The sequence below is a fragment of the Martinezella hainanensis genome (genome assembly GCF_900094555.1).
GTDB lineage: Bacteria > Pseudomonadota > Alphaproteobacteria > Rhizobiales > Rhizobiaceae > Rhizobium > Rhizobium hainanense.
The window spans coordinates 54,944-66,563 of sequence record NZ_FMAC01000003.1 but is presented as its reverse complement, the minus strand read 5'-3'; the positions used below and the strand labels follow the sequence as shown (position 1 = coordinate 66,563).

The 11,620-nt window shown below is 60.1% G+C and carries 13 protein-coding genes; 8 read left to right on the top strand and 5 right to left on the bottom strand.

Annotation, left to right across the window (positions count from 1 at the left end; all coding sequences use genetic code 11):
• Positions 1-36: 36 nt before the first annotated feature.
• The 3 genes from pcaF to GA0061100_RS10890 form a co-directional block, all read right to left on the bottom strand.
• Positions 37-1,242 (bottom strand): 3-oxoadipyl-CoA thiolase, encoded by a 1,206-nt coding sequence (gene pcaF / locus GA0061100_RS10900; protein WP_075852726.1) that lies wholly within the window; start codon positions 1,240-1,242, stop codon positions 37-39.
• Positions 1,243-1,356: 114 nt separating this feature from the next.
• Positions 1,357-2,046 carry a CoA transferase subunit B gene (locus tag GA0061100_RS10895; protein ID WP_075852725.1) on the bottom strand — a complete coding sequence of 230 codons (690 nt, stop codon included), beginning with the start codon at positions 2,044-2,046 and terminating at the stop codon, positions 1,357-1,359.
• Positions 2,043-2,750 (bottom strand): 3-oxoacid CoA-transferase subunit A, encoded by a 708-nt coding sequence (locus GA0061100_RS10890; RefSeq protein ID WP_075852724.1) that lies wholly within the window; start codon positions 2,748-2,750, stop codon positions 2,043-2,045. Before GA0061100_RS10890 ends, GA0061100_RS10895 begins: the two co-directional genes overlap by 4 nt.
• 584 nt (positions 2,751-3,334) lie before the next feature.
• Between GA0061100_RS10890 and GA0061100_RS10885 the strand changes: the two genes are divergently transcribed.
• The 3 genes from GA0061100_RS10885 (at position 3,335) to GA0061100_RS10875 (ending at position 5,437) form a co-directional block, all read left to right on the top strand.
• On the top strand, positions 3,335-3,820 hold the full coding sequence (locus tag GA0061100_RS10885; protein ID WP_244557807.1) for a DsrE family protein: 486 nt from the start codon (positions 3,335-3,337) through the stop codon (positions 3,818-3,820).
• Positions 3,821-3,938: 118 nt separating this feature from the next.
• Positions 3,939-4,418 carry a TlpA family protein disulfide reductase gene (locus GA0061100_RS10880; protein WP_208621529.1) on the top strand — a complete coding sequence of 160 codons (480 nt, stop codon included), beginning with the start codon at positions 3,939-3,941 and terminating at the stop codon, positions 4,416-4,418.
• Between the two features lie 263 nt (positions 4,419-4,681).
• On the top strand, positions 4,682-5,437 hold the full coding sequence (locus tag GA0061100_RS10875) for an IclR family transcriptional regulator (RefSeq protein WP_075853236.1): 756 nt from the start codon (positions 4,682-4,684) through the stop codon (positions 5,435-5,437).
• Positions 5,438-5,631: 194 nt separating this feature from the next.
• On the opposite strand, the gene GA0061100_RS10870 is transcribed toward GA0061100_RS10875, so the two are convergent.
• Positions 5,632-6,519: a helix-turn-helix domain-containing protein gene (locus GA0061100_RS10870; protein ID WP_075852722.1), complete on the bottom strand. Its 888-nt coding sequence runs from the start codon at positions 6,517-6,519 to the stop codon at positions 5,632-5,634.
• 113 nt (positions 6,520-6,632) lie between these two features.
• Here GA0061100_RS10870 and pobA point away from each other — a divergent pair, with 113 nt between their 5' ends.
• Positions 6,633-7,805 (top strand): 4-hydroxybenzoate 3-monooxygenase, encoded by a 1,173-nt coding sequence (gene pobA, locus GA0061100_RS10865; RefSeq protein WP_075852721.1) that lies wholly within the window; start codon positions 6,633-6,635, stop codon positions 7,803-7,805.
• A 207-nt stretch (positions 7,806-8,012) separates the two neighbouring features.
• Here the strand turns inward: pobA and pcaQ are convergent, their stop codons facing one another.
• Complete coding sequence (gene pcaQ / locus GA0061100_RS10860) at positions 8,013-8,939, bottom strand: pca operon transcription factor PcaQ (protein ID WP_075852720.1); 927 nt, start codon at positions 8,937-8,939, stop codon at positions 8,013-8,015.
• Positions 8,940-9,033: 94 nt separating this feature from the next.
• Between pcaQ and pcaD the strand changes: the two genes are divergently transcribed.
• The 4 genes from pcaD to pcaG are packed head-to-tail and all read left to right on the top strand — an operon-like array spanning position 9,034 to position 11,620.
• Positions 9,034-9,840 carry a 3-oxoadipate enol-lactonase gene (gene pcaD / locus GA0061100_RS10855; RefSeq protein ID WP_075852719.1) on the top strand — a complete coding sequence of 269 codons (807 nt, stop codon included), beginning with the start codon at positions 9,034-9,036 and terminating at the stop codon, positions 9,838-9,840.
• Entirely contained in the window at positions 9,840-10,244 is a 405-nt protein-coding gene (gene pcaC / locus GA0061100_RS10850; RefSeq protein WP_075852718.1) for a 4-carboxymuconolactone decarboxylase, read from the top strand. Before pcaD ends, pcaC begins: the two co-directional genes overlap by 1 nt.
• 12 nt (positions 10,245-10,256) lie before the next feature.
• Positions 10,257-11,006 carry a protocatechuate 3,4-dioxygenase subunit beta gene (gene pcaH / locus GA0061100_RS10845; protein WP_075852717.1) on the top strand — a complete coding sequence of 250 codons (750 nt, stop codon included), beginning with the start codon at positions 10,257-10,259 and terminating at the stop codon, positions 11,004-11,006.
• Entirely contained in the window at positions 11,006-11,620 is a 615-nt protein-coding gene (gene pcaG, locus GA0061100_RS10840; protein ID WP_075852716.1) for a protocatechuate 3,4-dioxygenase subunit alpha, read from the top strand. Before pcaH ends, pcaG begins: the two co-directional genes overlap by 1 nt.

Sequence of the window (11,620 nt, the reverse complement as noted above, 5' to 3'; positions counted from 1 at the left end):
GCTCATGCGGCGGCGGACGACAGCTGATGGTGCCGATCAGACGCGTTCGAGGGCGATGGCAATGCCCTGGCCGACGCCGATGCACATGGTCGACAACGAATAGCGTCCGCCGGTTTCCTTCAACTCGAGAGCTGCTGTACCGGTTATGCGCGCGCCGGACATGCCTAAGGGATGGCCAAGCGCGATTGCGCCGCCGTTGCGATTGACGCGGGCGTCGTCATCGGCAATGCCGAGTTCGCGCAGCACTGCAAGCCCTTGCGAGGCGAAGGCTTCGTTGAGTTCGATGACGTCGAACTGTTCTTGGCGCATGCCGAGACGAGCCATGAGCTTGCGCGAGGCGGGAACGGGGCCGATACCCATGATGCGCGGCGGAACGCCTGCGGCAGCGCCGCCGAGGATGCGGGCGATCGGCGTTAGACCGTATTTTTTGGCTGCTGCTTCGGAGGCGATGATGAGCGCGGCGGCACCGTCATTGACGCCGGAGGCATTGCCGGCCGTTACCGTGCCACCTTCCTTCTTGAAGGGCGTGCCGAGCTTGGCTAGCGCTTCCATCGAGGTTGCGCGGGGATGTTCATCCTTGCCGACGACGATCGGATCACCCTTGCGCTGCGGAATCGTTACCGACGTGATTTCCTTCGCAAGCCGGCCATTCTCCTGCGCTGCTGCGGCCTTCGCCTGCGAGCGGACGGCGAAGGCGTCCTGATCTTCGCGGTTGACCTTATAGTCTTCGGCGACGTTTTCGCCGGTCTCCGGCATGGAGTCGACGCCATACTGCTTCTTCATGACGGGATTGATGAAGCGCCAGCCGATGGTGGTGTCATAGATCTCGGCATTGCGCGAAAAGGCACTGTCGGCCTTTGGAATAACGAAGGGCGCGCGCGACATGCTTTCGACGCCGCCCGCAATCATCAATTCGGCTTCGCCGGCGCGGATGGCGCGGGCGGCTGCGATGACGGCATCCATGCCCGAACCGCAGAGACGGTTGATCGTCGTGCCGGGCACTGAGATCGGCAGGCCGGCAAGCAGGCTCGCCATGCGCGCGACGTTGCGATTGTCCTCGCCGGCCTGGTTGGCGCATCCGTAGATCACGTCCTCGACCGCTTCCCAATCGACGGAGCCGTTGCGCTCGATCAGCGCCTTCAGCGGTACGGCGCCGAGGTCGTCGGCACGAACGGAGGACAGCGATCCGCCAAAACGGCCGATCGGGGTGCGGATATAGTCACAGATGAAAGCGTCGGTCATGGTCTTTCTCCCTACTGCATGTCGCACAAAAACGTGTGGCGGCGTGCGATAACGACATGCGAAATATTATAAGCTTAAAGCATATCGGGCAGATCTGAAAGATCGCGATACCCTTTAGAGCGTCGGCACGACGAGGTCGGCAACGGGGCGGTCGGTATGGAGCGGCGCGCCGGTCATTGCCTGCAGCTCGTCCATCGTCATGGCCGCGAGTTTCTCGCGAACGACGAAACCTTCCCTGGCGATGTCGATGACAGCGTGGCTCGTATAAATTCGCGTGATGCAGCCGACGCCGGTCAGTGGGAAGGTGCAGGCCTCCACCAGTTTCGGCTTGCCGTCCTTGGTCACATGTTCGGTGATGACGAAAACCTGCTTGGCACCGTGCACAAGGTCCATGGCCCCGCCGACGGCGGGCACGCCCTTGGAACCAACGCGCCAGTTGGCGAGATCGCCATTCTGCGCCACCTGATAGGCGCCAAGGATCGCGACATCCAGATGGCCTCCACGCACCATTGCGAAGCTATCGGCGTGATGGAAGAAGGAGGCGCCTGGTTTCAGCGTGACGGCTTTCTTGCCGGCGTTGATCAGATCCCAATCTTCCTCGCCTTCCGCCGGCGGCTCGCCGAAATTCAGGATGCCGTTTTCGGTGTGGAAGATTGCCTGACGACCCGGAGGCTGGTAGCGGGCGACCATTTCCGGAAAGCCGATGCCGAGATTCACATAAGCGCCATCCTGGATATCCTGAGCTGCGCGCCAGGCGATCTGGGCGTTGGAGAGTTTGATGTCTTCGCGTGTGTCGATGGTCATACGTATGCCACTCCGGCTCGAATGAGATTTTCTTCCTGCTGCGGATCGGCGACCTCAACGACGCCGTTGACGAAGATGCCGGGGGTTACGATGTGCTCGGGATCGAGCTCGCCAGCGGCGACGATTTTCGAGACCTGCGCGATCGTCTTGGCCGCGGCCATGCACATCAGCGGATTAAAGTTGCGGCCTGCCTTGTTGTAGATGAGATTGCCCTGCACATCGCCGACTTCAGCCTTGACGATGGCGAAATCGGCCTTGAGCCAGCGTTCCTGAACATAGTGGCGGCCGTCGAATTCCGCGATGACCTTGCCGTTGGCAAGTTCGGTGCCGTAGGCGGTCGGCGTGTAGAAAGCCGGAATGCCCGCGCCGCCGGCCCGGATGCGTTCGGCAAGAGTTCCCTGCGGCACCAGCTCCAGCTCGATTTCTCCGGCCAGATAACGGTCGGTGAAAGCGCGTGGATCGGATGAGCGCGGGAAGGAGCAGATCATCTTTTTGACCATGCCCGCATCGATCATGGCGGCGATGCCGATCCGACCATTGCCGGCATTGTTGTTGATGACGGTCAGGTTCTTCGGGCCTTTGTCGATCAGCGCATGGATGAGCTCGATCGGCGCGCCAGAGCCACCAAAACCGCCGATCATGACGGTCGCGCCATCGCCGATGTCCGAGACGGCAGCCGCCGTGCTCGCGATTGTCTTGTCCATGCGGATTCTCCCGTTTGCCATTGCGGGCGGATTGAGACGACCCGTCCTCTTCCTTTCGAATAGATCAGCATGGGCTAGGCGGCAATCATTTTGTGCGATATTTGATATTTGTTCATATATCGCACAAAATGATTGCGAACTGGGAGATCAAAAAATGCTGGTGCCAGCACGAAGAAGGCCAGCTTGCCTTTCGATCATTCACTATGAGTTGATGTTGCATCAACCAAACGCACCTTGATCAATCATTGATTGACAATAGCCTTTCGTACTGACCACGCCGGAGCCTTCGGCCGTAACTGATGTTTGGTACGCAGAGGATGTGATGCTTGATTTTATAAACAGCTCGCCGCGGATATGCGCTCGTCATCAACAAAGGCCGATCCGCGATCCAGATTTGTTTCATCGGCACGCATATTCTGGTGACGGGAACAGGGGCATGTGCACTCAGCACGAGCCGCCGGCAATGCCTGAAACTGACTAAGTCCACATCTCTCACTGACGGTTCTGTGTCCCGCCTAATGTCGGTTCTCCGCGTCTGGTGACGCAAACGCCTTTCGAAACATTCTCCCTCGGAGCTTCAGAAAATGCATTTCGAATTGAAACCGATGCCTCGGCCTCGTCGCTCGCTCCTGAAAGGCTTCGTCGGAGGCGTAGCGATCCTCACAGCATCGTCTGGCCATACGAAAGAAAAGCCGATCTCTCCTATTCATCGTGTCGTCTTCCAAGTCGACAGCAATGACGAGACGTTGATGAAGCATGCAATCAGCGGTGCGGTCAACATCTCGCGCAATTACGACCAGCTGAACGAACCCTACGCCGTTGAGATTGTCGCCAATGCAGCCGGAATCGCCATGTTTAGAAGCGATATCTCGCCTGTCGGTGAAACGCTGAGTATGCTGCGGAAAGCAATTCCGACGTTGAGCCTCTCGATGTGTGGCTCTTCAAAAACGATTGCCGAGCAAAAGGAAGGACACGAGCTACCGCTGATCGACGGTGTCGTGGTTGTCCCTTTCGGTATTGTTCGGCTCGTCGAGCTTCAAGAGAAAGGCTGGAGCTATATTCATGCCTAACAGCAAGAAAGACGCGGTCCTCGGCAAAATAGACAGGCGGACGGCACTTGCGTCTTTGCTTCTCCTTTTGGCCACCAGGCCGTCCAGCGCCGTTTCCAGGTCATTCGATAACCCTCCGGTGTTGGAGACCGTTCGCAGCCAATTCACCATGATGGCACCCCCGCAAAAGATGCCTGATGTGCGCCTGCCGTTGCTGAACGGCAAGCCCGGATTGCTTACCGCCCGCGCTGGCGAAGTCCTGTTATTGAACATATGGGCGAGCTGGTGCGTCAACTGCAGGGATGACCTGCAACAACTCGCAGAGCTTGCCCGACAACGACGACGCGGGCTTTCGGTTCAGACGGTCAGTGTCGATACGATCGAGGCCGACAGGGTGCGCGATTTCGTCGACGAGCTTCAGGTTGGCGACCTGCCTATATTTCTGGATCGTGCCGGAGTCCTTAGCGGTCACGCGGAAGGAACCCAAGCGCTTTTGCCGGCCTTTGGGATGCCGATAACGTTTCTAATTAGGCCCGACACGATTATCGCCGGATATATCACCGGAAGTCCGGATTGGTCGAGCAAAGCAGCTTCCGATCTGATTTCCTACTATATGTAGCGAGCACGCCGTCGCAGGACGCCTAGCCCAGCATTCCTGAAGAGGAGAGCGTCGGGTTGTCGCTGCGCAGGAAGAATGCTTGGCAGTAGCTGCAACTCACACAGTTTTTGGCCAGCTGGCGTCGACAGATCCGCGGCGCCGGATTTATGTTGACGGATCAATTGGATCAAAGTGACCAAAGCAAAATGATGCGCACTGTGAATTTCGCAGGAAAGACAGTGTTGAGAATCTGCGTAATGGACACAACAAAAGTGCGGGATCAGATGCGCGAAACGGATTTCGTCAGCGGCTTTGCCAAGGGATTGAAAGTCATCGAGGCCTTTGGCGAAACTCAGCGGCGACTGACGATCGCCGAGGCGTCGAAGCTGACCGGGCTCGACCGCGCCACCGTGCGCCGCTCGTTGCTGACGCTTTCCGAGCTCGGCTATGCCATCTATGACGGGAAGTTCTTCACGCTGACGCCGAAGATCCTCAGGCTCGGCCACGCGTATCTTGCCGCGACGCCGCTGCCGATCATCATCCAGCCGCATCTCGACCAGCTGGCCGAGCGCGCAGGGCAGAATGCTTCGGCTTCGGTGCTCGACGGAACGGAAGTCGTCTACATCGCCCGCGCCTCGCAGCGCCGGGTGATGTCGATCAACCTGACGCCGGGCAGCCGTCTCCCGGCCTTCTGTGCCTCGATGGGCCGTGTCTTGCTGGCGGCCCTGCCCGAAAGCGAGGCGCGTTCGGTGCTTGAACGGACCGAGCTCAAGGCGAATACGCCGAACACCAAGACCGACCCGGAGGAGCTGATGGCCGAATTTCGTCGGGTGAGAGAGCAGGGCTATGCCGTCATCGACCAGGAGCTGGAAATCGGCCTTTGCTCCATTGCTGTCCCGGTGGAAAACGATCGCGGTCAGACCGTTGCCGCAATCAATATCGGCGCGCCCGCCGCCTATGTCGCGGCCTCCGACATGACTGAGCGCTTTCTGCCGCTGCTCAAAGAGACGCAGAAGGCGCTGCGGCTGGTGCTGCCTTAACTTTCGGACCATCGAGGCCATCCTCGTCCTTCGACAAGCTCAGGATGAGGATGGAGCGAGCGGCCTTTTGATGTCACTTCCGCTTTCTTGGCAATGGAGTGAGGGGATCAGCCCTCATGGTAAGGAGGCCCAAAGGGCCGTCTCGAACCACGAGGGCGGGTGGTTGCTCGATTGTTTTCTGCTCAGATAGCTGTTCACATCCCGAGCCTCTCCCGCTCCTCGATACGCCAGGCGCGAGGTGTCTGGCCTGCCTGCTTCACGAAAAAGCGCGAGAAATAGGCGGGGTCGGCAAAGCCGAGGCGGTAGCTGATTTCCTGGACGGTCGCGAAAGTGAAGACCAGTTCGCGCTTGGCCTCATCCAGCAGCTTGCGTGCAATGAGTTCATGCGCGCCGTGCCCCGTCCGGCTGCGTACAATGCGGCTGAGATGGGCAGGAGAGATGCCGAGGCTTTCGGCATAGAAGGCGGCAGGCTTGTGCGAGCGGAAGTGGCTCTGGATGAGACCCTGCAGCATCTCCATCCGGCGTTCGCTTTCGTCACCCGGGCTGGATTCTTCATCGGCCTTATGGGCGATGCGCGCTGTCAGCAGCAATGCCGAGGTCAGATAGGCGTCGAGCAGATCGTTGCGGCCGTTGCGGTGGCTGGCAAATTCTTCGCCGAGGCGTCTCAGCGTACTGGCGACGTGGGCTGCGTCTTCGTCGCGGGCGTCGAGCAAGGTCAGATGCGGATCGGCAAGCCAAGCTCCGAGCCTGCTGCGATCACCCGGAGATGCCTTCAGATGCGAGATCAGCACCGTGATGACGAAGCCGTCTACATCGCGCGAAAACCGGAAGCCGTGATTGAGATGCGGCGGCACTGTGATGACGGCAGGCGGCGTAAAAGCATGCGCGATGCCGTCGAAGATCGCGTCGCCGGATCCGGCGTCGATGTACAAAATCTGAAAGAAGCTCTCATGCCTGTGGGGGCGGATCTCCCAGTGATGAAGGCTGCTGCGGGAAGGGATCGTCTCGCAATGCAGCCAGAAATCCGGCTTTCTGCCGGTATTTTCGCCGTAGAGCTCATAAATCGGAACAGTCTTCGTCATGGCTCTTCTCCCTCGCCATGTTCGATTAGTGCAATTTCTTGCTTGAAATGTCCATTGCGGACCTGCCGCGCGCCGAGGAGACTTGAGCCAAGAAATACGCATGGGAGGAGACGATGCGCACTCAAGTCGCCATTATCGGGTCTGGGCCGTCCGGGCTGCTGCTCGGCCAGCTGCTGACGGAGGCCGGCATCGACAACGTCATTCTCGATCGTGTCGGCAAGGATTACATTCTCGGCCGCGTGCGTGCCGGTGTTCTCGAGGAAGGCACCGTCCGGCTGCTGGATCAGGCGAAATCCGCCGCGCGCTTGCATGCCGAGGGCTTGCCGCATGATGGTTTCTCGCTCGCCTTCGACGGCCGCGACCATCGCATCGACCTACATGGGCTGACGGGTGGCAAGCGCGTCGTCATCTACGGCCAGACGGAAATGACCCGGGATCTGATGGCTCGTCGCGAGGAAAGCGGCGCTCCGACCATCTACGACGCTGCCAACGTCCAGCCACACGGCTTCGATGGCGACACACCCTATCTGACCTATGAAAAGGACGGGGCTTCCCATCGCATCGATTGCGATTTCATCGCCGGCTGCGACGGCTTTCATGGCGTCAGCCGCAAACAGGTTCCTCAAAAGGCGGTCCGCAGTTTCGAAAAGGTCTATCCCTTCGGCTGGCTCGGCGTGCTCGCCGAAGTGGCCCCCGTTAATCATGAGCTGATCTATGCCAATCATCCCCGCGGCTTTGCGCTCTGCTCGATGCGGTCGATGACGCGCAGCCGTTATTACATTCAGTGTCCGCTCGACGAGAAGGTCGAGGGCTGGAGCGACGACCGCTTCTGGGACGAGCTGCGGCGCCGGCTGCCCGCCCACCATGCGGCGGCTCTAGTCACAGCGCCATCCTTCGAAAAATCGATCGCGCCGCTGCGCTCCTTCGTCGCCGAACCCATGCGCTTCGGTCGCCTCTTCCTTGTCGGCGATGCCGCCCATATCGTGCCGCCGACCGGCGCCAAGGGACTCAATCTGGCGGCCAGCGATGTGCATTACCTGTTTTCGGGTCTTGCCGAGCATTATCAGGACCGCTCGAATGCCGGACTGGATGCCTATTCCGCCCGTGCGCTCGCCCGCGTCTGGAAGGCAGTGCGCTTCTCCTGGTGGATGACGACGATGATGCACCGCTTTCCCGATACCAACGATTTCGACCAGAAGATCCAGGAAGCCGAGCTCGACTATCTCACCCATTCCCGCGCTGCCTCGACCGCACTTGCGGAAAACTATGTCGGCCTTCCGCTCTGAAGCAGGGCAATCGCATATGGATAGGGGTAAGCCCCTCATCCGTCCTCTCACAGTTCGCTTCGCTTGACTGTTCAAGTCCACCTTCTCCCCGCACGCGGGGCGAAGGGGTTTGGCGAGGCCGCTCCCTCGCCCCGTAAAACGGGGAGAGGGCTGGGGTGAGGGGCACCTTTTATTTCATATGCAACTGTCCGGCCTTCTGAGTCGGCCTCAAAGCTTCCTAGCAACCTCGCTGGCCGCTTCCCGGATGGTCTGCATAAGGATCGACAAGGGCAGGGTGGGGATGGCGTCGGTACGAACGGTCAATCCCACGGGACCCTTCGTTTCGCTGGTATCGATCGGCAAAAGCGCCAGCAGCCCGTCATCGACATCGCCGGCGACGACGCCGGCTGAGATGATCCAGATGGCGTCGCTCGAGCGCACGAAGGCTCGGCCGAAAGAGTCCGAAACGGTTTCGATCTGGTTGGGCAATCCGCCGGCGCCATTGGCGATCAGAAAGCTCTCGACGAAAGGGCGGATAATCGAACCGCGCGTCGGCATCAGGATCGTGTAGCGGTTGAGATCGGAAAACAGCGATTGCCTGTCGGACAGCAACGGGTGGCCCGCCCTGACGGCAAAGACAACTTGCTCGGAGTAAAGATGCTCGAAGGAAAAGCCCGTCATCTTGTCGGGGCTCGCCAATCGGCCGACGACGAGATCCAGATCGCCGATGCGCAACTGCTCCAGAAGTACCGCGTTCTCGCCCGTCACGATCTTGATGCGGCTCCAGGCCTCCTCCTTGAGAAACAATTCCATCGCCCGCGGCATGATCCGTGTCGAAACCGTCGGCAGCGCGCCGACGCGGATCGGTGGTGCTTCGCCGGAGCGCTCCTGCGAGACGGAATCGAGACCCTGCCTGAGTGCCGTTAGCGCCGCGCCGGCATGGCGGAGAAAGACTTCGCCGTAGCGGGTAATGCGAATGCCGCGCCCGTCGCGTTCGAAGACGGCGACGCCGAGCGCTTCTTCCAGTTCGCGGATGGTTTTCGTCACCGCCGGCTGGCTGATGTTCAGCAGCCTCGCCGCCTTGATCACGCTTTTCTGGCGCGCAACCTCGACAAAGGTTTGCAGATGGCGGAACTTGATGCGTGCGTCGAGCATACTCACTCATAACCCTGGAGTTATCGTAGAGCAAAGAAATATCATTTTACCTAACCAGATTATACATCCAATCTCGCCTCCGAGGAGATTTCCAGTGCAGTTTGCCCGCATCAACGACGTCACGATCCATTATCAGATCATTGGTGGCCCCGCCGACAAGCCGGTTCTTGTCTTTGCCAATTCGCTCGGTACCGATTTCCGGATCTGGCGGGATGTGATCGTGCGCCTGGCCGGCGATTTCGCCATCGTGCTCTACGACAAGCGCGGCCATGGCCTCTCCGATGTCGGCCAGATGCCCTATTCGATCGAGGATCACTCCACCGACCTTGCCGGCCTGCTCGACTTCCTCTCGGTCAAGAATGCCATCATTTGCGGCCTGTCGGTCGGCGGGCTCATCGCGCAGTCGCTCTATCAGCGTCGCCCGGATCTGGTGCAGGCGCTGATCCTCTGCGACACCGCTCACAAGATCGGCACGGCCGAAAGCTGGAACGCTCGCATCGCCAAGGTCGAGGCTGACGGCATCGAATCGATCGTCGATTCCATCATGGAGCGCTGGTTCACGCCCGCCTTCCGCCGCCCGGAAAACATCGCGTTTGCCGGCTATTGCAACATGTTGATCCGCCAGCCGGTTGCGGGCTATGCCGCCACCTGCGCGGCTCTTCGCGATGCCGACTTAACCGAAGCCGCGGCCAAGATCGCCGTGCCCACCATCTGCATCGTCGGCGATCAGGATGGCTCGACCCCGCCCGAGCTGGTGCTTTCGACGGCAAAGCTCATTCCGAATGCACGTTATGAAGTGATCAAGGACGCCGGTCATATCCCCTGCGTCGAACAACCCGAGGCGTTGACCGAAGTCATCCGTGCCTTCGTTGACGTCGTCTTGCATGGAGAACAAGCCTGATGAATGACCCCACTGCGCCGTCCGAGCGCTATCGGCAAGGCATGGCGACCCGACGCGCCGTTCTCGGCGACAGCCATGTCGATCGTGCCCAGCAGGGAGTGACGGAATTCGATCAGCCTTTTCAGGATCTGATTACCGAAGCGGCGTGGGGACATGTCTGGTCGCGCCCGACGCTCAGCCGGCGGGAACGCTCGATCGTCACGATCGCGCTTCTGGCCGCACTTGGTCAGGATGATGAGGTGGCCATGCATGTGCGCGCCACGCGTAACACCGGCGCAACGCGCGACGATATCTGCGAGGCGCTTCTGCATGTGGCGATCTATGCCGGCGTGCCGGCCGCCAACCATGCGATCAAGATCGCCAAGCAGGTTTTTGAACAGATGGACGCCGAACAGGCGGCATGAAGCGAGGCAGACATGTCCGATAGAAGCAACAGCAAGCCCGAAACGGGCGCCTTTTTTGCCCGGGATCGCGCCTGGCATCCGCCGGCCTTTTCGCCGGGCTACAAGACCTCCGTGCTGCGCTCGCCGCAGCGCGCATTGCTTTCGCTCGACGGTACCATCTCCGAAATCACCGGGCCGGTCTTCGGCCATTCCATATTGAACGAATTGGACAACGACCTCATCCATAATTTCGCCAGGCCCGGCGAAAGCGCCATCGGCGAGCGGATCATTGTGCATGGCCGCGTGCTCGACGAGCGCGGCCGGCCAGTGCCCGGCGTCCTGCTCGAGTTCTGGCAGGCCAATGCCGGCGGTCGCTATCGCCACAAGAAGGAAACCTATCTCGCCGCCATCGACCCGAATTTCGGTGGCTGCGGCCGCGCCATCACCGATGACGAAGGGCGCTACGCCTTCCGCACCATCCGCCCCGGCGCTTATCCCTGGCCGAACGGCGTCAACGACTGGCGCCCGGCCCATATTCACTTCTCCGTCTTCGGCCATGGTTTTGCGCAACGGCTGATCACGCAGATGTATTTCGAGGGCGACCCGATGATCTGGAAATGTCCGATCGTCGGCACGATCCCCGACAGGCAGGCGATCGAGCAGCTGATTGCGCCGCTCGACTGGGGCAATACGATCCCGATGGATGCCCGCGCCTATAAATTCGATATCGTGCTGCGCGGTCGCCGCTCGACCCTGTTCGAAAACCGGCTGGAGGGCAATTGATGGTACAGGATCTCGGCTACCTCAAGGAAACGCCGTCGCAGACGGCAGGTCCTTACGTCCACATCGGCCTGACGCCGAATTACAGCGAAATCGGCGGCGTCTACGAGACCGATCTGGGCTCCGTCATGGTCAACGACAAGACGCTCGGCGAGCGCATCACGGTGACGGGCAGGGTCCTCGACGGTGCGGGAGCACCGGTCAAGGATGCCGTCCTCGAGATCTGGCAGGCCGACAGCGCGGGGCTTTACAACAGCCCCTCGGAACTGCGCGGTGCTGCGGATCCGAATTTTACCGGCTGGGGACGTTGTCCTACCAATTCGGCCGACGGCGTTTTCCGTTTCGAGACCATCAAGCCCGGCCGCGTTCCCTTCAAGGATGGCCGCAAGATGGCGCCGCACATTACCGTCTGGATCGTGGCACGCGGCATCAATATCGGCCTGCACACACGCATCTATTTCCCCGAAGAGACTGCAGCGAACGCCGAAGACCCCTTGCTTGCGCGCATCGAACACAAGGAACGTTTGGCAACGCTGATCGCCCACAAAGAAGACTCCGTCTACACCTTCGATGTCCATTTGCAGGGCGACAAAGAAACGGTTTTCCTCGATATATAG